The organism is Marinobacter sp. NFXS9 (genome assembly GCF_040148665.1).
GTDB classification, from domain to species: Bacteria; Pseudomonadota; Gammaproteobacteria; order Pseudomonadales; family Oleiphilaceae; genus Marinobacter_A; species Marinobacter_A mangrovi.
Window position 1 is genome coordinate 182,746 of sequence record NZ_JAGDDW010000002.1, and the last position, 25,823, is coordinate 208,568.

The following is a 25,823-nucleotide window of genomic DNA, read 5'->3' on the forward strand; positions in this document are numbered from 1 at the left end:
CAGAGGAGAGACTGAATGCGTATCGTCGCTGCCCTCGGCGGGAATGCTCTGTTACGCCGGGGCGAACCGCTGACCGCAGAAAACCAGCGCCAGAATGTGCGGGTCGCCTGCGAACAGCTGGCCCGGATCATTCCCGGGAATGAGCTTGTGATCGCCCATGGCAACGGCCCTCAGGTGGGATTGCTGGCGCTGCAGGGTGCCGCCTACAGCCAGGTCGAGCCCTATCCGCTGGACGTATTGGGGGCCCAGACCGAGGGCATGATCGGGTACATGATCGAACAGGAACTGGGCAACCTGCTGCCGGTCGAGACGCCGTTCGCCACGATTCTTACCCAGGTCGAAGTGGATGCTTCCGACCCGGCCTTCCAGCATCCCAGCAAGCCGATCGGACCGGTTTATTCGCGCGAGGAGGCGGACAGGCTCGCCGCCGAGAAAGGCTGGCACATGGCGCCGGATGGTGATCGGTTCCGCCGGGTTGTGCCCAGCCCACAGCCCAGGCGCATCTTCGAAATCCGGCCCGTGAAGTGGCTGCTGGAAAAGGGCAGCGTGGTGATCTGTGCCGGGGGCGGGGGGATTCCGACCGTCTACGATGCCGGTCGCAAGCTGCACGGCATCGAAGCCGTGATCGACAAGGATCTCTGCTCAGCCCTGTTGGCGGAGCAGCTGGGCAGTGATCTGCTGATCATTGCGACGGATGTGGAGGCCGTCTACGTCGACTGGGGGCAGCCCGCCCAGCGGGCCATCGCCCGGGCGCATCCCGACGATCTGCAGGCGCTGTCATTTGCTGCAGGCTCTATGGGCCCCAAGGTTCAGGCCGCCTGCGACTTCACCCGGCGGACCGGAAAGACCGCGGTGATCGGTTCGCTGGCTGACATTGAGGGGATTGTAGCTGGCCGGGCGGGCACCCGGGTGAGCCTGTCTGAACCCGGAATCGATTATCGCCAGTAGCCTGATCTACCAGACGCCCGCGTCTACGCCCACGACATACGGTGACCGCTTCGCCTGCAGCGAAGCCGGTTGTCTCGGGGCGTTATGCCCCGACAGACAAGAATGGGAGAGCCCCTTTCGATCATGACGCCCAAGATGAAGAAATCGCTTTACCGCGCCTTACTGGTCACGGTTGTACTGGCCTTTATTGGCTGGGCAACCTGGTATGAAATGCGGCCTGACGAGCTCGGTGATGGGATCGTCTCGGGCAACGGTCGCATTGAGGCGACCGGGATTGATATTGCGACCAAGCTGGCGGGGCGCGTCGAAGAGATTCTGGTCCGGGAAGGGGACTTCGTGGAGCCCGGTCAGGTCCTGGCGCGGATGGACACCCGATCGCTGGAGGCCGAATTACGTCAGGTTCGCGCCGAACGTCAGCGCGCCCGCAATGCGCTAGAAACGGCGCATGCCCTGGTGGCTCAGAATGAGAGCAACAAGGCGTCCGCCGAAGCGGTCGTGTTGCAACGCCAGGCTGAATTGACTGCGGCCAGGAAACGCTTCGAACGTTCCAATACTCTGCTGGAACGCAACTCGATCTCCCGTCAGCAGGTCGATGACGATCGCGCCAATATGCAGAGTGCTGAGGCTGCGCTGGCGGTGGCGCGGGCTCAGGTCTCGGCAACCGACGCCGCGATTGCGGCATCCCGTTCCCAGGTGGTCGAGGCCGAATCCGCGATCGAGGCGGCAGAGGCGGCGGTGGCCAGGGTGCAGGCGGATATGGACGACAGTGAGCTGCGCGCGGATCGGGTGGCGCGGGTCCAGTACCGCATCGTCGAGCCCGGCGAGGTGTTGGGGGTTGGCGGCAAGGTGCTCAACCTCGTGGACCTGACCGACGTGTACATGACGTTCTTCCTGCCCACGTCGGAGGCCGGCCGGGTGGCGCTGGGGGATGATGTCCACCTGGTGCTGGACGCGGCACCCGGCTATGTGTTGCCAGCGCGCGTCAGCTTCGTCTCCAGCGTGGCCCAGTTCACACCCAAGACGGTGGAGACCCAGAGCGAGCGGGAGAAACTCATGTTCCGCATTCGGGCACGAATTGATCCTGCGTTGCTGCGAGAGCACATTGAGCAGGTCAAAACGGGCCTGCCGGGTATGGCTTACATCAAACTGGACCCGGACACCCGTTGGCCGGAAAACCTGACCGTAAACGTCTCACCATGAGCCGGGAATGCGTTGCCCGTCTGCGAGAGGTCGGTCTGCGTTACGGCAAAGTGCAGGCCCTGGACAATCTGACCCTGGACGTTCCGGCGGCCCAGGTCGTCGGGTTGATTGGACCCGATGGCGTCGGCAAGTCCAGCCTGCTGGCATTGATAGCCGGCTGCCGGCGTATCCAGTCCGGTACGATCACCGTTCTGGGTGGCGATATGGCGAATGCCACACACCGGCGCCTGACGGGGCCACGCATCGCCTACATGCCCCAAGGGCTGGGCAGGAACCTGTATCTGTCGCTGACCGTGCGGGAGAACCTTGAGTTCTTTGGTCGCCTGTTCAGCCAGGGGCGGGAAGAGCGCGACCGTCGCATCGCGGACCTGACCCGCAGCACCGGCCTGTCCAGATTTACCGAGCGACCTGTCGGCAAACTCTCCGGCGGCATGAAGCAGAAGTTGGGCCTCTGTTGCGCCCTGATCCATGATCCGGACCTGTTGATTCTCGACGAGCCCACCACTGGCGTTGACCCCCTTTCCAGGAGCCAGTTCTGGGCGCTGATCGAACGCATACGGCGCCAGCGCCCGGGTATGAGTGTGCTGGTCGCCACGGCCTACATGGACGAAGCGGCGGGGTTTGACTGGCTCGTCGCCATGAACGGTGGTCGGATTCTGGACACCGGCACGCCGATTGGCCTGCTGGAAAAGACCGGTTGCGATTCGCTGGAACGCGCCTTTATCCAGTTGTTGCCGGAAAGCCGGAACGGTCGGCACCGGGAGCTCGTCATTCCACCCCGGTCCGTCAACGACGGGGTGGCCATTGAAGCCCATGGGCTGACCAAACGCTTTGGCGATTTCACGGCGGTGGATCGCGTGGATTTCCGGATCGAGCGAGGCGAGATTTTCGGGTTTCTCGGCTCCAACGGCTGTGGCAAGACCACCACCATGAAGATGCTGACCGGCCTGTTGCCCTTCGAAGCGGGCGAGGCCCGGCTGTTCGGCGAGCCCGTGGACCCGCATGACATCGAAACTCGTCGTCGGGTCGGCTACATGTCCCAGGCGTTCTCACTGTACGGCGAGTTGACCGTCGGGCAGAACCTGGACCTGCACGCCCGCCTGTTTCACCTGTCGACCGGCGGGTATGCCGCTCGACGGCGGGCGTTGCTGGAGCGTTTCGATCTGCAGGGAGTGGTCGACCAGACCTCCGGCAAGCTCCCACTCGGGGTTCGTCAGCGATTGTCGCTGGCTGTTGCCATCCTCCATCAACCGGAGATTCTGATCCTCGATGAACCCACCTCCGGCGTGGATCCGATCGCACGGGACAATTTCTGGGAACAATTGATCCGCATGTCCCGGGAAGACGGTGTCACCCTCTTTATTTCGACGCATTTTATGAACGAGGCCATGCGCTGCGACCGCATTTCACTGATGCATGCCGGTCGGGTGCTGGACAGCGGCACGCCCCAGGCCCTGATGGCCAGGCACGACTCGACCACCCTGGAAGACACCTTTATTGCCTGTCTGCGGGATGCCAGCGACGACAGCGAACCGTTCCCGGAACCGCCCAACGCCGTGCCCGTCGATGTGCCGGAGACGGGCACGCCGCCCCGTTTCAGTCGCCGTCGCCTGCTCAGCTACGCCCGACTGGAAAGTATGGAACTGCGGCGTGACCCGGTGCGCGCCACCATGGCCCTGGTCGGCACACTGCTGCTGATGTTCATCATGGGCTACGGCATCACCATGGACGTCGAGGATCTGAATTTTGCCGTACTGGATCGGGATCAGACGACGGCCAGTCAGGGCTACGCGCTCAACCTGTCCGGCTCTCGCTATTTCCGGGAAAAGCCCCCCTTGACCAGCTATGAGGATATGGATCAGCGGCTGCGTAGCGGCGACATCAGCCTCGCGGTGGAAATCCCGCCCCATTTCGGGCGGGATCTCAAACGCGGCGACACGCCCCAGGTGGCCTATTGGGTCGATGGCGCGAACCCCAACCGTGCGAATACCGTACAGGGCTACGCTCAGGGCATTCACGGCGCTTATATCGAGGAATTGGCCCGGGATCAGGGCGATAACGCCACCGGCGCCCGCGTCGATGTGGCCATTCGCTATCGCTACAACCCGGATGTGGAGAGTTTGCCGGCCATGGTGCCCGCGGTGATTCCCCTGCTGCTGATGATGATTCCGGCCATGCTGACGGCGCTGGGCGTGGTGCGGGAGAAGGAGCTGGGGTCGATCACCAACTTTTACGTCACGCCAGTGACCCGGCTGGAGTTCCTGCTGGGCAAGCAGTTGCCCTATATCGGCATGGGGCTGATCAACTTCCTGTTGATGGCGCTGGTGGCGGCGACGGTGTTTGGCGTTCCGATCAAGGGCAGCCTGGTCACGTTGACGCTCGGTGCTTTGTTGTACGTGATGTGCTCCACCGGTCTGGGACTGCTGATGTCGTCGCTGTTCAACAGCCAGATTGCGGCGATTTTCGGCACCGCCATTGCGACCCTGATTCCGGCCATCCAGTTCTCCGGCATTGTGCATCCGGTATCCTCCATGGAGGGCGCTTCGGCATTCATTGGCCACCTGTACCCCACCAGTCATTTCCTGTTGATCAGCCGGGGCGTGTTCTCCAAGGCGCTGGGCATGGCGGATCTCTACCCCTATTTCCTGGCGTTGTTGGTCACCGTTCCGGTGCTGATCCTGGCCAGCGTTGCCGGCCTGAGGAAGCAGGAAAAATGAGGCGTTCGTTGTCCAACATCCTGCAACTGGGCATCAAGGAGCTGCGGACCCTGTTCCGGGATCCGGCCATGGTGATCCTGATCATTTATGCGTTTACGCTGAGCGTTCACGCCAGCGCCACCGGTGAGCCCGAAGCGCTTTATCGGGCAACCATCGCCGTGGTCGATGAGGATCAGTCGCCGGTGTCGCGGCGCATCATCGATGCCTTTCAGGCCCCTTACTTCGTTGCGCCGGTGCAAGCGAGCCATGCTGCCATGGATGAGGGGATGGACAAGGGGCGGTACACCTTTACACTCAACATCCCCTTGAATTTCCAGCGAGACCTGTTGCGGGGAAACGCCACGACGGTGCAGCTGAACGTCGATGCCACCCAGGTCAGTCAGGCGTTTACCGGCGCCGGCTATATCCAGCAGATTATCCAGACGGAAGTGGCCGCCTTTCTGAAAGACCAGGGCGTCGGGATGCCCCAGCCCGTCCAGGCGGTCGTACGCGCGGTCTATAATCCCAACCTGGACCAGAGCTGGTTCGGCGCGGTCAATGCCGTGATCGACCAGATCACCATGCTGTCGATCATCCTCACCGGCGCGGCCCTGATCCGCGAGCGAGAGCATGGCACCATCGAGCATCTGCTGGTCATGCCCGTCACGCCCTTTGAGATCATGGCGGCCAAGGTCTGGTCCATGGGCCTGGTCGTACTGGCCGCGTCTGCTTTTTCCCTGCGTTTTGTGGTGGAAGCCTGGCTGAACGTGCCAATTTCCGGATCGCTGATGCTATTTCTGTTGGGCACGGCGTTGCACCTTTTTGCCACCACTTCGATGGGTATCTTCTTCGGCACCGTGGCCCGCTCCATGCCGCAGCTGGGGCTGCTGGTGATCCTGGTGCTGATTCCTCTGCAGATGCTGTCCGGTGGGGTAACGCCGCGCGAGAGCATGCCGCCGCTGATCCAGTACGTGATGCTTCTGGCACCCACGACTCACTTTGTCCAGTTGGGGCAGGGCATCCTTTTCCGGGGTGCCGGATTCACGATAGTGTGGCCGCAGCTGCTGGCGTTGGTGGGGATTGGGTCGGCATTCTTCCTGTACGCCCTCTCACGGCTCCGCCAATCGCTGCGTTAGGCGGGCTGCGTGTGCTCTGTTAACCGATACCGATCAGGTGGCGATTAAGGCCATCGTTGGCGTTGTCATCAGTGGATTTAAAGCGATGCAGGGTGGCCAAGTCGTTGATGATGACCTCGCGACCACGAATGTCCAGCAGTCGTTCCCGCTGCAGGCGAGCCAGGATCCGGCTCACGGTTTCCAGCGCCATGCCGAGGAAGTTGGCAATGTCACTGCGGTTCATGGCCAGTCGGAAACGGGTCGGCGACAGGTTGCGCGCGCTTTGCCGCGTGGACAGGTCCAGCAGGAACCCGATAATCCGTTCTTCGGCGCTGTTCTGGCTCAGCCAGCGGTTGAGTTGCTCCAGGATGTTGAGTTCGTGGCTCATCATGCGAAACATCCAGTGTTGCAGGGAGGGCAATTGGGTAGCGAGCTGTTCGAGATTCCTGAAGGAAATGTGGCAGATCGTGGTGCGTTCCAGTGCAATGGCCGAGCAGGTGTGGCTGTCCCGGAAAATCCCCTCGAACCCGAACATTTCACTGGGCAGGTAGAACCCCAGCACTTTTTCCTCACCCTGCTCGTTGACGTAGACCGTCTTGACCGAGCCACTCTTGACGACATAGCACGAATGGAAAGGGCTGCCCTGGCTGAATATACGCTGCTTGGGAGGATAGGGCGGCTGGTATCCGATGATGGTGTCGAGTAATCCGAGCTCCTGAAAACTACAGGCCCTTGGAAGGCAGAGATGCCCCAGCCGGCAATGGGAGCAAGACCGGGGCAACGCAAAGGGATTTGCCGATTCGGGCATGTCCATGAGGTCGTTCCTCCATTTCTACCCCCTGACCCTAAATCGGCTGATCCGAGATCGCCAATGACAAAACGGCATAATCAGATCGGTTTTAATCCGGAGTTTCTTAAGCGCTCGCTTGCAGCAGGTTGGGCTTGCAGATCCTCTGGATCGTGCCCAGCAATTCCTCCGAGGTCAGGCCGCCGGCATTTTTTGACTTGCCACCGCTGCCGGTATGATCGGCAATGTCTTTCAGACCGATGATGCCCTTTAAACGCTGTTCACCGTCGATGACCGGAACCCGCCGGATGCGTGAGGCGCCCATCACGTTCAGGGCCTTGTGCACTTCATCGTCCGGGTGGCAGACGTGGCAGGGCCGGCCGGTGACCATCTCTGAAGCGCTGATTTCCCAGAGCGGGCGGTGTTTCAGGACCGCGGCCATGGCGATATCCCGGTCCGTCACCACCCCGGCGAGTTTGTCGTCCTTGTCCAGTATGGGCATGAAGCCCACGTCTTCGTTCCACATCTGGTTGGCAATGTCATCCAGTGAATTCGACGTGCTGCAGCAGTGGATGTCTTTGTGCATGATGTCCTTGACCAACATGATAGAGCCCTCCGCTTGATTGTCCCTGCTTGCAATTTAGTGGAGTGCTCAGGCCCTTTTCTGACTCAGGTCAAACTTCAATCAGGCCGTTTCACTCATATAGTGAATCTGTAGATCGCTTTCCGTTCGGAGGCCCTATGTTGAAGACCCTGTTCAAAGACCGTGAAGCGGCGGGCGCTGAGCTGGCCCGGACGCTGAAGACCCATTCGGTGCCTGCTGACGCCCTGGTGCTGGGACTGCCCCGCGGCGGCGTACCGGTCGCGCGTGAGATTGCCCAGGCCCTGGGGTTGGAACTGGAAGTGTTGAACCTGCGTAAGCTGGGGCTGCCGCGTCAGCCGGAAGTGGCCATGGGGGCCATTGCCGAGGACGGCACTCGCTATCTCGATCATCGCTTGATCCGTGCCGTCGGCGTGACGGCGGAGGAGCTGGAGCGGGTGCAACAGCGGGAGCTGGATACACTGGCCTCCCGCATTCGACGGTTTCGGTTGGTGCGCAAGCCGGCACCGGTTGCCGGTCGCACCGTGATCCTGGTGGACGACGGGGTGGCCACCGGTGCCACCATGGAATTGGCGGTCCAGGTGTTACGCAAGCGTGAGGCCCGACGCATCATCGTTGCTGTCCCAGTGGGCCCGCAGGGCACCACGGCGCGTTTTTCCAGCATCGCCGACGACTGTGTCTGCCTGCAGGAGCCGAAGATTTTCAATTCCGTCGGCCTGTGGTATGGCGATTTCCAGCAGGTCAGCGAAGAGGAAGTCATCGAGGCCCTGGAAGAGGCGCAACGCCTGGCTCCCAACCGGGCTACGTCGTAGCGCCGTTCGTGGCGGCCTCGTGCAGGGCACGCCGGTAGATCCGCTCGTACGCTTCCACAGGACGCGTCCAGGACCAGTCGACCGTCATCAGCTCATTGCGCAGGTCTTCCCAGGCCTCACGCTGGTGATACAGGACCAGGGCCCGGTCCACGGCATGGATCAGGGCGCCGGGGTCGTCGCCTTCGAACAGGAAGCCGGTCTGTTGCCCGCCTGACGCGTCTGCGGGGTCGCTGATGCTGTCGGCCAATCCACCGGTGCGCCGGGCCACGGGCACCGTGCCGTAGCGCATCGCGTACATCTGCACCAGGCCGCAGGGCTCAAAGCGGGACGGCACCAACAGCACATCGGCTGCCGCCAGGATCTGGTGAGCGAGGGCGGCATCGAAGCCAATGTGGACGACCATGTCCGCCGCGTACTGGTGAGCCAACTGCTGGAGCTGGTGCTCGTAATCCGGCTGACCGCTACCCAGAACCACCAGGTCACAGCCGCGCTCCAGCAGCGTCGGCGCCGCGCCAATCAGCAGGTCGATCCCTTTCTGGTCCACCAGCCGCCCGATGAAACCGATCAGCGGTCTGTCGTCCGGGCTGTCGAGTTCGAGCCAGGCCTTCAGGGTGGTTTTACAGAGCGTCTTTCCGAATGGCTGGGTGGGCGAGTAATCAAAGGGCAGGTGTGGATCGGCCGCCGGATTCCAGCGGTCGATGTCGATGCCGTTGAGAACGCCGGTCAGCTTGTCGCCAAGGTGGCGGATCAATCCATCGAGCCCCTGACCCTGCTCTGGTGTGGCCATTTCGCGGGTGTAGGTAGGGCTGACCGCCGTCACCTGCTGGGCATGGATCAGCCCTGCCTTGATCAGGGCGCACTGACAGTGGAATTCCAGTTCCGAGGGTTGCCAGAGGTCAGCGCTGAGCTGGAGCTGATCGAAGGTCGGGCGATCGATCAGGCCACGGTAGCCCAGGTTGTGGATCGTGAAGACCCGGGCGATCGCGCTCTGCCGACGGGCCAGCAGGGCGTTGACCAGCGCCGTGGGCCAGTCGTGGGAGTGAATGATATCCGGCTGCCAGTCCAGCCCGCACTGGTTTTCCGCGATCAACACGGCGATCCGGCAGAATAGCGCAAAACGGATGGCGCTGGCCCGGTCGTCGTCTCCCGGCCATAGGCGATAGACGCCATCACCACCGGTCGGTTGGCCATCGGTCTCCGGAACGCTGGATAGCAGTGGATGGGACGCCAACAGGACCACCGGCCCGCCGGGCGAGGGCGCCTTGTGGATCAGGGTGACCGGCTCGCCGTCCAGCAGGAAGCGGGTGGTCAGGTCGTCTTTAGCAGGACCATGTGCTGCCAGAGTGGCCGGATAGGCGGGCAGCAGGCAGGCCACGTCGTGGCCGTTGCGCACCAGACCGCGGCTGAGGCCGTCCACCATATCGGCCAGCCCGCCCACTTGTGCCAATTGGGGCAGCTCAGAGGTGATCTGCAGAATTTTCATCGGCATCCGTCGGGTGATCATCGCGTAGCGGCTTCAGCACCACGCCGCCCAGCGGTGGCAGGGTGAGGGTCACGGACTGGGACAGACCCATCCAGGGCACCGGTTGCGGTGTCAGGGGAAGCGGGTTGCCCAGGTTCGAGCCGCCATAATGATGGGAATCCGTGTTCAGACACTCCGCGTAGCGGGCCATCGAGGGCATGCTGATGCGGTAATTCTGTCTGGGCACCGGGGTGAAATTGAGGACAAAAACCAGGTGTTCCGTCGCGTCCTGGCGCACGAAACTGACCACCGAATGGCGACCGTCGTGGCAATCCAGCCACTGGAAACTGTGGGATGTCCGGTCATTGGGCCAGAGCGGTGGGCTGCGGCGATAGAGGTCGTTCAGGTCGCGTACCAGATTGCGGATGCCTTGGCCCTCACCGTGCCGCAGGGCCTGCCAGTCCAGCTCGTCGAGCGCGTTCCACTCGGTGGTCTGGGCAAACTCGTTCCCCATGAACAGCAATTTGGCGCCGGGGTAGCCGTACATGAAGAGATAGAGCAGCCTCAGGTTGGCGAGTTTTTGCCAGGGATCGCCGGGCATCTTGCTGACCAGGCTGGCCTTTTCATGCACGACCTCGTCGTGGGACAGCGGCAGCACGAAATGCTCGCTGAAGGCGTAGAGTAGGCCGAACGTGAGCAGGTTGTGATGAAAGCTGCGGTAGACGGGATCCAGTGCCAGGTAGCGCAGGGTGTCGTTCATCCAGCCCAGGTTCCACTTGAACTGGAAGCCGAGCCCGCCGTCGTCCACGGGGTGGGTGACGCCGGACCAGTCGGTGGAGTCTTCGGCGATGATCAGCGCACCCGGGTGCCGGCGCTGGCACTGCTCGTTCAGGGTCCGCAGGAACACGATGGCGTCCAGGTTTTCATTGCCGCCTTCCCGGTTGGGTCGCCACTGCCCGGGGCCCCGGCTGAAGTCCAGGTAAAGCATGGAGGCCACGGCGTCGACCCGCAGGCCATCCATGTGGAAATCGCTGAGCCAGTGGAGTGCGCTGGAAACCAGAAAATCCCGCACCTGCGGACGGCTGTAATCAAAGTTCAGCGTGCCCCACTGGGGATGCAGCTGATGGACCGGGTCGCCCTGTTCATAGAGCGGCGCGCCGTCGAACAGTGCCAAAGCGTGACGATCGGTGGGGAAATGGCCCGGCACCCAATCGAGGATCACGCCCAGTCCATTCTGGTGGCAGTAGTCCACCAGGAAGCGCAAGTCGTCCGGGCTGCCGTAGCGACTGGTGGGGGCGAAATAGCCGGTGGACTGGTAGCCCCAGGATTCGTCCAGGGGGTATTCATTCAGCGGCATCAGCTCGATGTGCGTGAAGCCCAGTGAGCGGACATAGGGCACCAGCGCATAGGCCAGTTCGCGATAGGTGTACCAGTGGCCGTTGAAGTGCCGGCGCCAGGATCCGGCGTGGACCTCATAGATGGCCAGAGGCGCGCGTTGCCAGTCGATCTGGTCGTGTTGCGCCAGCCAGTCGTGGTCGTGCCAGCGGTAGGGGCGATCCTCGTCGCTGATCACCGACGCGTTGGCTGGCCGCATCTCGAACAGGAGACCACAGGGATCGGCCCGCAAAGTGGTTTCTCCGTCGGCGCCGGTGATGGCGAATTTGTAGCGCTGGCCCGGGGTGGCCGCCGCGGACACCGCACACCAGATGCCCGAATCCCCGATTGGCGTCAGGGGATCGGTGGCTCGCTGCCAGCCGTTGAAGTCCCCCACCACACTGACTTCCGTCGCACGCGGGGCCCAGACCGTGAAGCGGATCATGGGCTGCCCTTCCACCATCCGTCTGTGGGCGCCCAGCAGCGACTGCACCTGCCAGGTCCGGCCTTCGGCAAACGCTTGAAGAGATTCCCGTGACAGTGTCAGCGACTGGGTCGCGGGGTGGTTTTCAGCGATCATTCTGTGGCGTCCTGCACGAGCGGTTTCCAGGGGTTCTGTTGCTTATTGAGCACACATGAGAAACGGCATTTGCTGATCTGGAGCAAACTTTTTCCAGATTGCCCTGATAGCGTTGGAAAGAGTTGCAGGAAACGCGCGGGAATCGACGATGAACCACCAACCCCTGTCCACGGCCCGCTATGTCAGCAGGCTGACCCGCCAGACCCTGGCTCTGATCCTGGCCGGCGGCCGCGGTTCACGGTTACGGGACCTGACGGACTGGCGCGCCAAACCGGCCGTGCCGTTCGGCGGCAAATTCCGGATTATCGATTTCGCGCTCTCCAACTGTGTAAACTCCGGCGTTCGCCAGATCGGCGTGGTGACCCAGTACAAGTCGCATTCCCTGATCCGTCATATCCAACGTGGCTGGGGCTTCCTGCGGGGAGAGCTGGGTGAGTTCGTGGAGCTGCTGCCAGCCCAGCAGCGGATCGAGGCGGCCTGGTATGCCGGCACCGCCGACGCGGTGTTACAGAACCTCGACATCATCCGCAGCCACCGGCCGGCGTTTATCCTGATCCTCGCCGGCGACCACATCTACAAAATGGACTACGGCACCATGCTGGCGTTTCATGTGGAGAACAACGCGGACGTCACTGTGGGCTGTGTGGAGGTGCCCCTGGCCGAGGCGTCCAGTTTCGGGGTGTTGGCGGTGGACTCGAACAGCCGGGTACAGTCGTTCCGGGAGAAGCCGGCCGATCCGAGTCCAATCCCCGGCACACCGGATAAGGCCCTCGTTTCCATGGGGATCTACGTGTTTCGCACCGAGGCCCTGTGCGACCGGGTCCTGGCGGACCACCGGCTGGAAGGCTCGCACCACGATTTCGGGCGGGACATCATTCCCGCTATGGTGGAAAACGCCAAAGTGGCGGCTTTTCCGTTCCGGGACCCGTTTCGCAAGCGCTCGGCCTACTGGCGGGACGTGGGCACTGTCGATTCCCTGTGGCAGGCCAACCTGGAACTCACCGAATCGTCACCGGAACTGGATCTCTACGACGTCAGTTGGCCCATCTGGACGTTCCAGGAACAACTGCCGGCGGCCCGTTTTGTCACGTCTGACGGCTACAGTGGCGTGGCCGAGGACGCCATCGTTGCCGGTGGCTGCCTGGTGAAGGGCGGGCGGGTGTCACGTTCGGTCCTGTTCTCCCGCGCGTCGGTCGCACCCGGCTCGGAGATTGAACAGACCGTGGTGTTCCCGGATGTCAGCGTCGGCCGTCACTGCCGCATACGGCGCGCGATGATCGACCGCGGCTGCCGGATTCCGGACGGCATGCACATCGGCATCGACCCGGCCACCGACGCCCAGCATTTCCACATCTCGCCCGGTGGCGTTGTGGTCGTCACGCCCGAGCGCCTGGGGCAGGATTACCCCCGTGGCCTCTGACTGGCAGGCCAGCGTGGTGCTTGGCTGGCACCTGCACCAACCGGGCTACAACCTGCCGGAGGACGGCCCATTTGTGCTGCCCTGGTGCTATCTGCATGGCATCGGCGGCTACTGCGACCTGATCCATCGCCTGGAGGAAGATCAGCATGCCCGGGTCGTGATCAATTTCTCGCCGGTGTTGCTGGAACAGTTACTCGCCTACAGCCGGCGCCTGCAGGCGGTGCTCACCGGCTCGGCCGAACGGGTGGGCGATCGCCTGCTGGATGCGCTATACGCCGGAACCTTGCCGGATCCGGCTACAACCGACGCCGCAGAGCTGCTGGCCTTTTGCGCCCAGCAGATCCCCGACTGGTTTACCCGCGCTCTGCCATCGGCCGCTACGGGCGTGGCGCTGGCCCGGCCGTTCCTGGAGGATCCCGCAGGCCGGCCCTATCTGCCCCCGTCGCTGCTGGCGGACCTGCTCGTCTGGCTGCATCTGGGCTGGTGTGGTGAGAGTTTGCACCGGGGCAGTGACGTGGTGCGCTCACTGATGGTCCAGGGCCGGCACTTCGATCTTCGGCAGCGCCGGGCACTTTTCCGCCTGATCGCCGACGTCCTCGATGGCTTGCTGCCCCGGTATCGTCGGCTGGCGGAGCGGGGCCAGATCGAGCTGAGCCTGAATCCATGGGGGCATCCCATCCTGCCACTGCTGCTGGATCTGGACAGTGCGCGGGAGTCGATCCCGGACATCACGTTGCCGGAGGCGGCCTATCCGGACGGGAAGGCGCGGGTGGTCTGGCACCTGAACGCGGCACTGGACACCTTCCGCACGGTGTTCGATACCCGGCCCAGTGGCGTCTGGCCGTCCGAGGCGGCGATCAGTCAGCCGGTTCTCGGCTGTCTGGCCGAGGCCGGCTTCGCCTGGTTTGCCAGCAGCGCCCGGGTGCTGCCGCATGAAGGCGCGCCGGATCTGGTCACGACTCATGGGGCCTTTCGCCACGCCGACGGGGAGCTCAGGGGATTCTTCCGGGATGATGGCCTGTCCGATCTGATCGGCTTCACTTACCAGGGCTGGGAAACGGAACCGGCCGTCGCGCATTTTATCGAGCAGCTTGAAGCGATCGGGCAGGGCCACCAGGGTCCGGCGCCCTGCGTGATCACGGTCTTCCTGGACGGAGAAAACCCCTGGCCGAGCTATCCCGACCGGGGCTGGCATTTCACCCGGATGCTGTATCGCGCGCTCGCCGCTCACCCGCGTTTGCAGCTTTCTCTCTTCCGGGAACTGGTCAGCGTCCCGGTGGTGGGGGCGATTCCGGATTTTCGCGCTGGCAGTTGGGTGGGCGGCCGACTGGATACCTGGATCGGCCACCCTGACAAGAACCGGGCCTGGATGCTACTGACCGAAGCCGCCGGGCAGGTGCGGCCTTTACTCGAAGCCGGTCAATTCCCCCCGGACAAGGCCCGGGCGATTGAAAAGCAGTTAGCGGTCTGCGAGGGCTCGGACTGGTTCTGGTGGATGGGCGAAGGGCATGATGCCGTCGCCGTAACGCCTTTCGAGCGACTGTTCCGCCAGCAGTTGCAGGCGCTTTATCGGATGGCCGAACTGGCGCCGCCTTCCCACCTGTTCCAGGCGGTGAGCCTGGGATCACGCAGCGGCACCGGCGTGCACACCATGCTGGGCGCCGGAGAGTAACCCGGGGCGCCGTCTGGAAGGGCGAAAATCTGATCCGGGTCAATGAGCGCGCGGTCAGGGCATCGGAAAATGAAGTAAATGGAGGTGACTTATGGATCATCGTCAAGGCATTCGTCTGTCCGCCCGATTACCTGTCACCCTGATCGACAGTCGGGGGTTCCAGTACAACACCCACACCGCCAATCTCGGTCGCAGTGGCTTCTTCATCACGATGCCGCCCGGTACCTTTTCGGTCAACCAGCCCGTGGAGCTGCAATACCTCTCGCCCGATGAGTCCTCGAAGAAAACCCGGCGCTATTGCCGGATTTCCCACGGCATGGTGGTCCGGGTCGAGAACCACGGTATTGCCGTCGAGTTCGATGCCATGACGGCGCGGCAGCGGGACGATGTCTCCAGGCTGCGGCGGTGGCTGGCTGAGCACAGGCAGCCTGTCTCCGGGCATTCTGCTGGTGCAGCCAGCTATGAAGGCGCTTGAGAGTTACCTGGCCCGACATTTACCGCCGCCGCTAAGCCCGCTGGCTGCGCTGGCCTTGGATCTGCAATGGACCTGGCATCACAGCGGCGACGACATCTGGCGCACCATGGACCCGGCACTCTGGCACACCACGCGCAATGCCTGGCTGGTCCTGCATTCCATTTCCGACGAGCATCTGGAGCAGCTGGCCGGGGATGCGGATTTCCTGGCCCTGGTGCAGCAACAGCAGGACGAGTACGCCGCCCAGCAAGCCCAGAAGACCTGGTTTGAAACCGAGTATCGGGGCACACCGTTCGGCACGGTGGCTTTCTTCTCCATGGAGTTCGGTATCACCGAGTCGCTGCCCATCTACTCGGGCGGGCTGGGTGTACTGGCCGGCGACCTGCTCAAGTCTGCCCACGATCTTGGCGTTCCGGTCGTTGCCGTTGGCCTGTTCTACCAGCAGGGGTATTTCCATCAGAGCATCACCAGCGCCGGCCGCCAGTTGGAGTTCTTCCCCTACAACGACCCGTCCATGCTGCCCCTGTCACCCCTGCGTGATGATGCAGGGCAGTGGATCCACATCACCGTCGAGTTCCCCGGACGTCCCGTTCGCCTCAGGGCCTGGCAGGCTATCGTCGGGCGTTGTCGTCTGTTGCTTCTGGACAGCAACGATCCGCGTAACGATCCCGGTGATCGGGGGATCACCAGCGAACTCTACGGAGGCGACGACGAGAAGAGGCTGGAGCAGGAGCTGCTGCTGGGCATTGGCGGCTGGCGCCTGCTCGAAGCGGCCGGCATCGAGGCTTCGGTATGCCACATGAACGAAGGGCATACGGGATTTGCCGCGCTCGAACGGCTGCGCCGATACCGGGAGGTGCATCAGACCAGCTTTGAAGCGGCCCGGGTGGCCACTCGTATCGGCAATATCTTTACCACGCACACCCCCCTGCCGGCCGGGTTCGATCGATTTCCGGTCGATCTGGTCCGCAAGTACCTGTCCGGTTTGACGGAGCCTCTTGGTCTGTCGCTGGACGATCTGATCAGGCTGGGCCAGCCGGCTCAGGGCAGTGATGGTTTCTTAAACATGGCGTTCCTGTCCCTGCGACTGGCGGGTGCCGTCACCTGTGTCAGCAAGCTGCACCAGACCGTCTCCCGGGAAATCCTGCGGCCGGTCTTTCCCCGCTGGCCGGACGACGAGGTGCCCATCCTGGCGATCACCAACGGCGTCCACACGCCCTCCTGGGACTCGCCGGAGGCGGACGAACTCTGGACCCGCCAATGCGGCAAACATCGCTGGTGCCACACCATGGTGGGCCTGGATGAGGCCATCCAAACGGTGGACGACCACGCCCTGTGGCAGTTGCGGGCAAACAATCGCAGTCGCCTGCTGACGTTCGTGCGGGAACGGCTGCGTCAGCAGGGCGGCCGGCAGGGCGCGGCGATGGACACGGGCGACCGTCTTGAAGAGGACGTCCTCACCCTCGGTTTTGCCCGCCGCTTTACCGCCTACAAACGACCCGACCTGCTGTTGACTGACCCGGACCGGTTTGCCGCCATGCTGAGCCAACCGACACGTCCGGTACAGCTGATCCTGTCGGGGAAGGCGCACCCGAAAGACACCGACGGCAAGGAACGACTGGCGCGGTGGCACGCCTTCATGCAGCGGGACGACGTGGCGGGGCGTGTCATTTTCCTGGAAGACTACGACCTGCGGATCGCGGAGATGATGGTGCAGGGCGTTGACGTCTGGATCAACACGCCGCGGACCTCCTGGGAAGCCTGTGGTACCAGCGGCATGAAAGTGCTGGTCAACGGCGGGCTGAACCTGTCGCAACTGGATGGCTGGTGGGCCGAGGCCTGGTCGCCGGAGGTGGGCTGGGGGATCGGTGCCGAACACATAGCGGACGACACTCTGGACGCCGAAGCCTTGTATAACTGCCTTGAAAACGACGTCATTCCGCGTTTCTACGACCAGGACATGGAAGGCCTGCCACGTCAATGGCTGGCCACGATGCGAGCCAGTATGGCCACACTGACCGCCGAATATTCCGCTAATCGCATGCTGCGGGAGTACGTTTTCCTGTGTTACGAGCGCGCCGGCCGGCGGTTGGCAGAGCTGAACCGGGTGGGCGTGGCTGAGGTGGCGGGCTGGCTGGAAGGGCTGACCCGGCAATGGCCGTCGATCCGGTTCGGCAACCTGGCAATCAACGAAGGGCCGGCGGGCGACCGGTTTGTGGTGCAGGTGCACCTGGGGCCGATGTCGCCGGACTGGGTTCAGGTGGAACTCTATGCCCACGCCGATGACGGCGGCAGCATTACCTGCACCATGGCGCGATCGGCCGAGTTGGTGGGCTCCGTCGGGGCTTACAATTACGTCTGCGACGTGCCCTCGGTGCGTCCGGTTACCGATTTCACGCCGCGCATCGTGCCCCGGGACCCCCACGGCGTTCTGGAGGCGCCGTTGGAGGTCGGTTTGATTCTCTGGTATCGATAGCGACCCTACACGCCGAACGGATAGGTGTCGGGCATCCCCTTGATGGCCGTCGTGGTGAGTGGGGTGACCGCCTGGGTCCGGTCGAACCAGACGAATTCATCAAACTGGTCCGGCAGGCTGGCGTGGTAGTAGTGGCTTTGTCGTTCCGTCTGTGGCCGGTAGATCACGCCGATGGCCCGCTGCAGGTATTGGTGCCGCAAGTGGTAGATGAGTTCGGGATCGCCATGGCGTAAGGGCAACAGGGCCCGCTCGATGCCACTGTCGTGGAACAGGCGTTCGTAGCTGCCGGGCAGGGCCGGGCGCACGGACTTGATTTCCATGCGGGCCCCCCAGTCGGAGGCGGCCGCCACGGTGCCGGTATCCGTACCGAAGCCAATATTGAACATCTGGTTGCCGAAACGGGCCCGGGCGAGTCGGCCGATATTGAATTCCCCGCGTCTTCCCATGTCCGTAGCGTCGCTGTCGCCGACGTGGGAGTTGTGCGCCCAGACGATGCCCCGACTACCCTCGCCATAGTGGGCCAACAGCCGTTCCAGCGTTGCAAACATGTGGGTATCGCGGAGGTTCCAGGCGTTGTTTTCCGAGAAGAACATCGTGCGGTAGTACTCTTCGGCGCTGGCGACGAGGTTGGCGTTCTGCAGCATGTCGAACACCCGTTCACCGTCATGGGCTTCCAGCTGCCGGTGGTGTTCGTACAGGGTGCGGAGGGTTTCCAGGATGGCATTCTCGCAGCTTCGGAAGCCCGGCTGAATGGCGGAGCGGGCGTATTCGATTGGATCGTCCCGATAGGGCAGCAGGCACTGGTAGCGATGCATGGCCTGGTTGGCGGTGACCGGATCGTGATCCCGCAGGAAACGGATCACTTCATGGATCGAGGTGTACAGGCTGTAGAGATCGAGACCGTGGAAGGCGACACGGGTCGGCATGGCGTGCGTGCTGTTCCAGCCTCTGAGCCAGTCCACGAAACGCCGGACTTCCTCGTTGCGCCACATCCAGGTGGGAAAGCGGGCAAAGGCAGTCCACTCCGACGCCGGGTATTCCTTGTGACGGACGTAGTGGTCGATGCGCGAGGCATCCGGCCAGTCCCCCTCGATGGCCACGAAGCTGAAATGACCGCGTTCGATCAGGGCCCGGGTGATCCTGGCGCGGGTCTCGTAAAACTCGGAGGTACCGTGAGAGGACTCGCCGATCATCACCACTCGCGCATCGCCAATGCGCCGCATTAAACCGCTGAGCGGCAGGTCGGCAATTTCCCGGAACGGGATGCAGGCTTTGGCCAGCCGCGTTGTCAGTGCCGCTTTCGAGAGTTGGGTGTCCATGTGTTTTTCCCCGTTTTCGGATCGACGTTCTGGTCATCTTTCCAGCCTGAACCGAAGCGGAGCCGGAATGTTGATCTATCTCAAACACCCGTGCGACTCGGGGCACGATTCAGGGCGTGGCCACATTGCGCTGTATGACCCGCCTGTCTGGACAGGTGGGGGAACAGAGGACATAGTGTGTGGCCGGGCACAGGGCCGGTGGCAACACGCCCTGACCGAAGGCACCTCAAAATAACAACGGACACAATCGGCTTCGCGCAATGACTGCAGTAACCCATTCCGTATTGGTCGTGGATGACGATGAAGACATCTGCGAATTGCTACAGACCTTTCTCGGGCAGGCCGGCTACCACGTGCGGACCGCTTCCGATGGCGAGGCCATGCGGGCCGCCATGGATGACTGTCTGCCGGATGTGCTGATCCTGGACATCATGCTGCCCGGCGACGACGGCTTCACCCTGTGTCGCTGGGTGCGGGATCATTTCGCCCTGCCCATCATCATGCTGACCGCCAGTTCCGACGAAACCGACAAGGTGATCGGTCTTGAACTCGGCGCGGACGACTACATCGCCAAACCCTTCAGCGCCCGGGAACTCCAGGCCCGGATCAAGGCGCTGTTGCGGCGTTCCCAGTTGAGCCAGCAGGGGTTCCGGCGCTATGTCCGATTCGCCCAGTGGCGGCTGGATTGCCAGACCCACGAGCTGAATGACCAGGGCGGGCAGCGCATCAGCCTGTCCGGGGCGGATTTCGCGTTGCTCAAGCTGTTCGTGGATCACGCCAACAGCATTCTCGATCGCGACACCATCGCCGGCGTTACCCGCGGGCGGGAAGCCGATCCGCTGGACCGGGTGGTGGACGTGGCCGTGTCGCGGTTGCGGCACCGGTTGGGGGACAAGGGCCGCCAGCCCAAGCTGATCCGCACGGTGCGCGGCGCGGGCTACATGCTCACGGCCACCGTCAGTTACGAGAATGAGTAAAGTCCGGGCCCTGTTCCAGCGCATCCGGCCCCAGTCCCTGCTGACGCGGATGCTGCTGTTGACCCTGGTCGCGGTGGTGCTGGCCCAGGGGATCTCCACTGCATTCTGGTACACCACCTTCCGCGCCCAGGAAACCGCCGGGCTGATCAACAGTAGCCGTAACCTGGCCTATTCCGCGGCGGCGACGGTCCGCTTTTTCAAGTCATTGCCGCTGGAATACCGGCATATCGTGCTGGAGCAGTTGCGCAACATGGGCGGTACGCGCTTTTTCGTGTCCCTGAACGAGCGGGAAATCGCCCTGAAGCCGTTGCCGGATACGTCCCGCAAGGCGGACGTGGTGGATGCGGTGTCCGAGGTGCTGCGGGAACGGATTGGCGGCGATCTGCCCATTCGGGTGGAATTCGTGGCGCCGGAGGATCTGCGCATCCTCAACAGCCAGATGAAGCTGACGGACCTGCCGCCCTCCTGGGCCAATTACGCGCTCAACCTCGATCCGATCAATCCGCCGGTGCTGGTGACGCAGATCGAGATCGCCCCCGATGAGTGGCTGTATCTGGCGACGCCGCTGCCAGCGCCCTATGTGTCGCTGGAGGATGATAGCGGCCTGCCCAAACAGCAGATCTTCTTCATTGGCCTGCTGACGATTTTCTTGCTGACTTTCATTGCTTTGCTGGTGCGCTGGCAGACCCGGCCGCTGCGCCGGCTGGCCCGGGCCGCCCGGGAAATGCCGTTCGATGACGATCGACCGCCGCTGGCGGAGCGGGGCAGCAGTGAAGTGGTCGCCGTCACACGGGCCTTTAACACGCTGCGAGACCGGATTCAGCGCTACCTGAAAGATCGTGAGCAGTTGTTCACCTCCGTATCCCACGACTTGAAAACGCCGATCACCCGCCTGCGCCTGCGCAGCGAACTGCTTGACGATGAGATGCTGCGTTCCAAATTCGAGAAGGATCTCCAGGAGTTGGACCTCCTGGTCAAGAGCGCGCTGCAGTCGGTCAAGGACAATGACATCTATGAAAATATGGAGTCGGTGGACGTTCATGGTCTGATCGACCAGGTTACCGAACCCGCCGCCCGCACGCCGGGCAAGGTCTCTCTGGAGGGACGGGCCCGGCGGCCATACCGTTGCAAGCCCCTGGCGCTTCGACGATGCATCGGGAACCTGTTCGATAATGCGCTAAAATACGGGGAACGGGTCACGATCCGTATCGAGGATTCCCCCACGACCTTGACCCTGCATTTCGAGGACGAGGGGCCGGGGCTGCCGCCGGACCAGCTCAAGAAGATCTTCGAGCCCTACTACCGGGCGTCACCCAGCGCGCCGGGAGAAGGGCTTGGCCTGGGCATTGCCCGGGCGATCGCCCACGCCCATGGGGGGGATGTTGAAGCCTCCAACCGGGAACAGCGTGGGTTGCGGTTGACGCTGATCCTGCCGCGGAATCCGGACTAATCCTCCTGGCCTGTCTGGGGCCAAGCCTTGTGGTTGCTGCGTTTCAGGTCAATGTATCGATCCGGTTACATTGACCTTGCACTTTGATACGTCAGGCTTTTGCCCCTTGCCATAGACTCGAATGACGTTGTCGAGCGCTGACAGCGAAAAAATGACATTCACAACAACAACAAGGTGCCAACCTATGAAACCGATCAGGCATTTACTGGCCGCTATCGGCCTGAGTTTTGTGCTTTCCCCGGCGCACGCCGGCCAGGTTGAGGTGCTCCACTGGTGGACATCCGGTGGCGAGGCCAAGGCCATGGGCGTCCTCAAGGAAATGATGGAAGAGCAGGGTCACACCTGGAAAGACTTCGCCGTCGCCGGTGGTGGTGGTGAAGCCGCCATGACCGTCCTCAAGACACGCGCGGTATCCGGCAACCCCCCGGCCGCGGCCCAGATCAAGGGCCACGACATCCAGGAGTGGGCCAAGCTGGGCTTCCTGACCAATCTCGATGACGTGGCCAAGGAAGAAAAATGGGATCAGGTCCTGCCGCCGATCGTTTCCGACATCATGAAGTACGAAGGCCATTACGTGGCCGTTCCGGTCAACGTACACCGGGTCAACTGGCTGTGGGTCAATCCCGACGTGTTCAAGAAAGTCGGCGTTGACGTTCCGCACACCTGGGACGAATTCTTTGAGGTCGCTGACAAGATCAAGGCCGCCGGCATTATCCCGCTGGCCCACGGTGGTCAGGCCTGGCAGGACGCGACGGTCTTTGAAGCCGTTGCCCTGGCGGTTCTGGGTCCCAAGGACTACACCGCGGCTTTCGTGAATCACGACATGGACGTGCTGTCCGGCCCGAAAATGGTTGAGGCGCTGACCAAGTTCCACAAGATCCGCGACTACATCGACCCGAACGCGGTTGGTCGTGACTGGAACGTGGCCACCAAGATGGTCATCAACGGCGATGCCGCCATGCAGATCATGGGCGACTGGGCCAAGGGCGAGTTCACGGCGGCCGACAAGGTGGCCGGCAAGGACTACCTCTGTGTACCGGCTCCGGGCAGCGAGGACGCCTTTACGTTCAACATCGACTCACTGGCCATGTTCAAGCTGAACAATGAGGCCAACGAAAAAGCCCAGATGGATCTGGCACGCACTATCCTGCGTCCGAAGTTCCAGACCATTTTCAACAAGGCCAAGGGTTCCATCCCGGTACGGACCGATGTCGACATGGCCAGCTTTGACGACTGCGCCAAGGCATCCATGAAGGCCTTCAAGTCCACCGCCGATACAGGCGGCCTGGTCCCGAGCATGGCTCACGGCATGGCGACCACCAGTGCCATCCAGGGCCAGATCTTCGATGTGATCACGAACTTCTTCAACACCAAGGATGCGGATCCGGAAGCCACCGCCAAGCAATTGGCTTCTGCTGTCCAGTCCGCTCTCTGATCTAACCTGCAAGACCGGATGGGGCGCTGGCCAGCGCCTCGTCCGCTGACCGATAACGGTTGAGGAGTTCTCACCATGGCTCACTCTGGTGTGGTGTCGGAAACGGCATCCCAGCCCGCCCGTGGCCGACTGACCCAGCGTTTACAACAATGGTTGCCCAAACTGGCGCTTGCGCCGACGGCTGCCATGGCGCTGGTTGGTATCTACGGGTTTATGTTCTGGACCGGTGTCCTGTCGTTCACCGGCTCCACTTTCCTGCCCAGCTACGAATTCGTGGGCTTCGAGCAATACGCGCACCTGTTCAGCAATGCCCGCTGGGCAACCGCGTGTGCGAACCTGGCCATCTTCGGCCTGCTGTTCATCTTCTGCTGCCTGGTTATTGGCTGCTTTCTGGCGATCCTGCTGGATCAGCGCATCCGCAACGAGGGTGTGATCCGCACGATCTATCTCTACCCACTGGCCCTGTCCATGATCGTGACCGGGACGGTGTGGCAATGGATTCTCAATCCCAGTCTGGGGCTGGAGAAGCTCATGCACGACTGGGGATGGACCAGCTTCAAGTTCGACTGGCTGACCAACCCGGACATGGTGATCTACACCATCGTCATCGCCGCCGTCTGGCAGGCGTCCGGCTTCGTCATGGCGCTGTTCCTGGCGGGCCTGCGGGGCATTGATCCGGCCATCATCAACGCCGCCCGCGTCGACGGGGCGAGCCTGCCGCGGATCTACCTGCGTATTGTGCTGCCGGCCATGCGCCCGGTGTTCTTCAGCTCGGTGATGGTGCTGGCGCACATCGCCATCAAGAGCTTCGACCTGGTCATGGCGATGACATCCGGTGGACCGGGATACGCCTCCGACCTGCCAGCCATGTTCATGTACTCGTTTACGTTCACTCGCGGCCAGATGGGCCTGGGTGCCGCCAGTTCCATCATGATGCTGGCCATGCTGCTGGCGCTTCTGGTGCCCTACCTGTATTCGGAACTGAGGGGACAACGCAATGGCTAGTCACATCGAGAAAAAACTCACCCCCAGCCGGATCCTCATCTATGCCACGCTGCTGCTGGCGTGTGTGGCCTACCTGATTCCGGTGTTCATCATGATCATCACCAGCTTCAAGACCACTGGTGATATCCGCTCGGGCAACCTGATCAGTTTCCCGGAAGTCTGGTCTTTTGATGCCTGGGCCAAGGCCTGGTCCACGGCCTGTACCGGGGTCCAGTGCAACGGCGTCAGCGGGTTCTTCTGGAACTCCATCAAGATGGCCGTCCCGGCGGTGCTGATTTCCACCGCTCTCGGTGCGATCAACGGCTATGTGCTGTCCAAGTGGCGCTTCCGCGGGTCGGACATCTTCTTCAGCCTGCTGCTGTTCGGCTGCTTCCTGCCGTTCCAGGTGATCCTGCTGCCGATGGCGGCGACTCTGGGCAAGATGGGCCTGGCCAACACGACTACCGGCCTGGTGATTGTCCATGTGGTCTATGGCGTGGCCTTTACTACGCTGTTTTTCCGCAACTTCTATGTGGGCGTGCCAGACGCGCTGATCAAGGCGGCCCGCCTGGATGGCGCCGGATTCGTCACGATCTTCGTGCGCATCCTGCTGCCCATGTCGGTGCCGATCATCATGGTGTGCTTCATCTGGCAGTTCACCCAGATCTGGAACGACTTCCTGTTCGGGGTGGTGTTCGCCAGCGGTGACAGCCAGCCGATCACCGTCGGCCTGAACAATCTCGTGAATACCAGTACCGGTGTGAAGGAATACAACGTCGATATGGCCGCCGCCATGATCGCCGCCCTGCCAACACTGGTCGTCTATGTCCTGGCAGGGAAGTATTTCATTCGCGGACTGACGTCCGGCGCTGTAAAAGGTTAGAGGTCTGACAATGGCACAATTACAACTCAAGGGTATTCGCAAGACCTACGGCAATGCCGTCCAGGAAACGCTCAAGGGTATCGACATTAACATCGAGTCCGGTGAGTTTCTGATCCTCGTAGGACCCTCCGGCTGCGGTAAATCAACGCTGATGAACAGCATTGCCGGCCTGGAAACCGTCACCGAAGGCAGCATCCTGATCGACGGTCGCGATGTGACGAACGCCGAACCCAAGGATCGCGACATCGCGATGGTTTTCCAGTCCTACGCGCTGTATCCGACGATGACGGTGCGTGAAAACATCGCGTTCGGCCTGAAGATCCGGCGCATGCCCAAGGAAGAGATCGACGCGGAAGTCGAGCGTGTGGCCAAGCTGCTGCAGATCGAGCCGCTGCTCGACCGCAAGCCCTCGCAACTGTCCGGTGGCCAGCAGCAACGGGTGGCCATGGGCCGCGCGCTGGCGCGTCGTCCCAAGCTCTACCTGTTCGACGAGCCGCTGTCCAACCTGGACGCCAAGCTGCGGGTGGAAATGCGCACGGAAATCAAGCGTTTGCACCAGCGCCTGGGCACCACCATCGTCTACGTGACCCACGACCAGATCGAGGCCATGACGCTGGCGGACCGCATTGCCGTGATCAAGGACGGTGAGTTGCTGCAGTTGGGCTCTCCCAAGGAAATCTACGAGCGTCCGTCCTGTCGCTACGTGGCCAGCTTCATCGGTTCACCGGCCATGAGCTTCATCCCGCTGACGGTGGAGAACGACGGCGGCAACCTGCGCGCCAGCATGCGCAGTGCCGACGGCGAGCAGATCTACGTGCCGCTGCCGGAGAAACTGGCTGCCTACGAAGGCAAGGAAATCCATCTGGGTATCCGCCCGGAGCACATTACCCAGCCGCTGGCGCACAAAGCCGGGCAGGAGGCGACGTCTTCCGGCAAATTCCGGATCGAGGTCACCGAGCCGACAGGTCCGGATGTGATGGCCCTGATCAAGATCAACGACACCGAAGTGCACTGTCGACTGGATCCGGACCATACCGTGGATCCCGGTGAACCGGCCGAACTGATGATCGATCTCAGCCGTGCGGTCTACTTTGAGGCCGGCAAGGAAGCGCGCATCGATATCTGATCCAGCCCTTGCCCCGGCCGGCGTCTCCTCC

20 protein-coding genes are annotated in these 25,823 nt (G+C 62.5%); 15 read left to right on the top strand and 5 right to left on the bottom strand.

The window, feature by feature from the left end; translation table 11 throughout:
* Window positions 1–15 precede the first annotated feature (15 nt).
* The 4 genes from arcC to J3364_RS04485 all read left to right on the top strand — a co-directional run bounded on the left by arcC (window position 16) and on the right by J3364_RS04485 (window position 5,980).
* Window positions 16–948, top strand: coding sequence for a carbamate kinase (gene arcC, locus J3364_RS04470; RefSeq protein WP_349557102.1), 933 nt, complete (start codon window positions 16–18; stop codon window positions 946–948).
* A gap of 123 nt (window positions 949–1,071) precedes the next feature.
* A complete protein-coding gene (locus J3364_RS04475; protein ID WP_349557457.1) occupies window positions 1,072–2,148 on the top strand; it encodes an HlyD family secretion protein in 1,077 nt (358 codons plus the stop codon).
* Window positions 2,145–4,865: a ribosome-associated ATPase/putative transporter RbbA gene (gene rbbA, locus J3364_RS04480; RefSeq protein ID WP_349557458.1), complete on the top strand. Its 2,721-nt coding sequence runs from the start codon at window positions 2,145–2,147 to the stop codon at window positions 4,863–4,865. Before J3364_RS04475 ends, rbbA begins: the two co-directional genes overlap by 4 nt.
* A complete protein-coding gene (locus tag J3364_RS04485) occupies window positions 4,862–5,980 on the top strand; it encodes an ABC transporter permease (protein ID WP_349557104.1) in 1,119 nt (372 codons plus the stop codon). The genes rbbA and J3364_RS04485 overlap by 4 nt, the downstream gene beginning before the upstream one ends.
* A 19-nt stretch (window positions 5,981–5,999) precedes the next feature.
* Here J3364_RS04485 and J3364_RS04490 read toward each other — a convergent pair whose 3' ends face one another.
* Window positions 6,000–6,773 carry a cyclic nucleotide-binding domain-containing protein gene (locus tag J3364_RS04490; protein ID WP_349557106.1) on the bottom strand — a complete coding sequence of 258 codons (774 nt, stop codon included), beginning with the start codon at window positions 6,771–6,773 and terminating at the stop codon, window positions 6,000–6,002.
* Between the two features lie 100 nt (window positions 6,774–6,873).
* On the bottom strand, window positions 6,874–7,350 hold the full coding sequence (locus tag J3364_RS04495; RefSeq protein ID WP_349557107.1) for a CBS domain-containing protein: 477 nt from the start codon (window positions 7,348–7,350) through the stop codon (window positions 6,874–6,876).
* A 137-nt stretch (window positions 7,351–7,487) separates the two neighbouring features.
* Between J3364_RS04495 and J3364_RS04500 the strand changes: the two genes are divergently transcribed.
* Window positions 7,488–8,159 carry a phosphoribosyltransferase gene (locus J3364_RS04500; RefSeq protein ID WP_349557109.1) on the top strand — a complete coding sequence of 224 codons (672 nt, stop codon included), beginning with the start codon at window positions 7,488–7,490 and terminating at the stop codon, window positions 8,157–8,159.
* Here J3364_RS04500 and glgA read toward each other — a convergent pair.
* Entirely contained in the window at window positions 8,149–9,642 is a 1,494-nt protein-coding gene (gene glgA, locus J3364_RS04505; protein WP_349557111.1) for a glycogen synthase GlgA, read from the bottom strand. The two genes, J3364_RS04500 and glgA, sit on opposite strands and share 11 nt — an antisense overlap.
* Window positions 9,617–11,575, bottom strand: coding sequence for a 1,4-alpha-glucan branching protein GlgB (gene glgB / locus J3364_RS04510; protein WP_349557113.1), 1,959 nt, complete (start codon window positions 11,573–11,575; stop codon window positions 9,617–9,619). Before glgB ends, glgA begins: the two co-directional genes overlap by 26 nt.
* Before the next feature lie 148 nt (window positions 11,576–11,723).
* Between glgB and glgC the strand changes: the two genes are divergently transcribed.
* The 4 genes from glgC (at window position 11,724) to glgP (ending at window position 17,618) form a co-directional block, all read left to right on the top strand.
* A complete protein-coding gene (gene glgC / locus J3364_RS04515) occupies window positions 11,724–12,995 on the top strand; it encodes a glucose-1-phosphate adenylyltransferase (protein ID WP_349557115.1) in 1,272 nt (423 codons plus the stop codon).
* Window positions 12,985–14,667 (top strand): glycoside hydrolase family 57 protein, encoded by a 1,683-nt coding sequence (locus tag J3364_RS04520; protein WP_349557117.1) that lies wholly within the window; start codon window positions 12,985–12,987, stop codon window positions 14,665–14,667. The genes glgC and J3364_RS04520 overlap by 11 nt, the downstream gene beginning before the upstream one ends.
* 91 nt (window positions 14,668–14,758) lie before the next feature.
* The gene (locus J3364_RS04525) at window positions 14,759–15,142 is read left to right on the top strand and encodes a PilZ domain-containing protein (protein ID WP_349557119.1); all 384 of its coding nucleotides are present in this window, start codon (window positions 14,759–14,761) and stop codon (window positions 15,140–15,142) included.
* A complete protein-coding gene (glgP, locus tag J3364_RS04530) occupies window positions 15,129–17,618 on the top strand; it encodes an alpha-glucan family phosphorylase (RefSeq protein WP_349557121.1) in 2,490 nt (829 codons plus the stop codon). Before J3364_RS04525 ends, glgP begins: the two co-directional genes overlap by 14 nt.
* 5 nt (window positions 17,619–17,623) lie before the next feature.
* On the opposite strand, the gene J3364_RS04535 is transcribed toward glgP, so the two are convergent.
* Window positions 17,624–18,937, bottom strand: a complete 1,314-nt coding sequence (locus J3364_RS04535) for an erythromycin esterase family protein (protein WP_349557123.1) — start codon at window positions 18,935–18,937, stop codon at window positions 17,624–17,626.
* A gap of 260 nt (window positions 18,938–19,197) precedes the next feature.
* Here J3364_RS04535 and J3364_RS04540 point away from each other — a divergent pair, with 260 nt between their 5' ends.
* From J3364_RS04540 to J3364_RS04565, 6 genes are all read left to right on the top strand, one after another.
* Complete coding sequence (locus J3364_RS04540; RefSeq protein ID WP_123633083.1) at window positions 19,198–19,914, top strand: response regulator; 717 nt, start codon at window positions 19,198–19,200, stop codon at window positions 19,912–19,914.
* On the top strand, window positions 19,907–21,364 hold the full coding sequence (locus J3364_RS04545; RefSeq protein ID WP_349557124.1) for an ATP-binding protein: 1,458 nt from the start codon (window positions 19,907–19,909) through the stop codon (window positions 21,362–21,364). Before J3364_RS04540 ends, J3364_RS04545 begins: the two co-directional genes overlap by 8 nt.
* A 184-nt stretch (window positions 21,365–21,548) precedes the next feature.
* Entirely contained in the window at window positions 21,549–22,799 is a 1,251-nt protein-coding gene (locus tag J3364_RS04550; RefSeq protein WP_349557126.1) for an ABC transporter substrate-binding protein, read from the top strand.
* A 75-nt stretch (window positions 22,800–22,874) separates the two neighbouring features.
* Window positions 22,875–23,804, top strand: coding sequence for a carbohydrate ABC transporter permease (locus J3364_RS04555; RefSeq protein ID WP_123633087.1), 930 nt, complete (start codon window positions 22,875–22,877; stop codon window positions 23,802–23,804).
* On the top strand, window positions 23,797–24,666 hold the full coding sequence (locus J3364_RS04560) for a carbohydrate ABC transporter permease (protein ID WP_349557127.1): 870 nt from the start codon (window positions 23,797–23,799) through the stop codon (window positions 24,664–24,666). Before J3364_RS04555 ends, J3364_RS04560 begins: the two co-directional genes overlap by 8 nt.
* Window positions 24,667–24,676: 10 nt before the next feature.
* On the top strand, window positions 24,677–25,792 hold the full coding sequence (locus J3364_RS04565) for an ABC transporter ATP-binding protein (RefSeq protein WP_349557129.1): 1,116 nt from the start codon (window positions 24,677–24,679) through the stop codon (window positions 25,790–25,792).
* Window positions 25,793–25,823: the final 31 nt, after the last annotated feature.

Excerpts from the sequence above, each read along its gene's own strand:
- J3364_RS04485 (WP_349557104.1), top strand. The coding sequence starts at position 4,862 with ATGAGGCGTTCGTTGTCCAACATCCTGCAACTGGGCATCAAGGAGCTG.
- J3364_RS04525 (WP_349557119.1), top strand. The coding sequence starts at position 14,759 with ATGGATCATCGTCAAGGCATTCGTCTGTCCGCCCGATTACCTGTCACC.
- J3364_RS04500 (WP_349557109.1), top strand. The coding sequence starts at position 7,488 with ATGTTGAAGACCCTGTTCAAAGACCGTGAAGCGGCGGGCGCTGAGCTG.
- glgB (WP_349557113.1), bottom strand. The coding sequence starts at position 11,575 with ATGATCGCTGAAAACCACCCCGCGACCCAGTCGCTGACACTGTCACGG.
- J3364_RS04565 (WP_349557129.1), top strand. The coding sequence starts at position 24,677 with ATGGCACAATTACAACTCAAGGGTATTCGCAAGACCTACGGCAATGCC.
- glgA (WP_349557111.1), bottom strand. The coding sequence starts at position 9,642 with ATGAAAATTCTGCAGATCACCTCTGAGCTGCCCCAATTGGCACAAGTG.
- J3364_RS04535 (WP_349557123.1), bottom strand. The coding sequence starts at position 18,937 with ATGGACACCCAACTCTCGAAAGCGGCACTGACAACGCGGCTGGCCAAA.
- rbbA (WP_349557458.1), top strand. The coding sequence starts at position 2,145 with ATGAGCCGGGAATGCGTTGCCCGTCTGCGAGAGGTCGGTCTGCGTTAC.
- J3364_RS04540 (WP_123633083.1), top strand. The coding sequence starts at position 19,198 with ATGACTGCAGTAACCCATTCCGTATTGGTCGTGGATGACGATGAAGAC.
- J3364_RS04475 (WP_349557457.1), top strand. The coding sequence starts at position 1,072 with ATGACGCCCAAGATGAAGAAATCGCTTTACCGCGCCTTACTGGTCACG.
- J3364_RS04545 (WP_349557124.1), top strand. The coding sequence starts at position 19,907 with ATGAGTAAAGTCCGGGCCCTGTTCCAGCGCATCCGGCCCCAGTCCCTG.
- J3364_RS04550 (WP_349557126.1), top strand. The coding sequence starts at position 21,549 with ATGAAACCGATCAGGCATTTACTGGCCGCTATCGGCCTGAGTTTTGTG.
- J3364_RS04560 (WP_349557127.1), top strand. The coding sequence starts at position 23,797 with ATGGCTAGTCACATCGAGAAAAAACTCACCCCCAGCCGGATCCTCATC.
- J3364_RS04490 (WP_349557106.1), bottom strand. The coding sequence starts at position 6,773 with ATGGACATGCCCGAATCGGCAAATCCCTTTGCGTTGCCCCGGTCTTGC.
- J3364_RS04555 (WP_123633087.1), top strand. The coding sequence starts at position 22,875 with ATGGCTCACTCTGGTGTGGTGTCGGAAACGGCATCCCAGCCCGCCCGT.
- J3364_RS04495 (WP_349557107.1), bottom strand. The coding sequence starts at position 7,350 with ATGTTGGTCAAGGACATCATGCACAAAGACATCCACTGCTGCAGCACG.
- glgC (WP_349557115.1), top strand. The coding sequence starts at position 11,724 with ATGAACCACCAACCCCTGTCCACGGCCCGCTATGTCAGCAGGCTGACC.
- glgP (WP_349557121.1), top strand. The coding sequence starts at position 15,129 with ATGAAGGCGCTTGAGAGTTACCTGGCCCGACATTTACCGCCGCCGCTA.
- arcC (WP_349557102.1), top strand. The coding sequence starts at position 16 with ATGCGTATCGTCGCTGCCCTCGGCGGGAATGCTCTGTTACGCCGGGGC.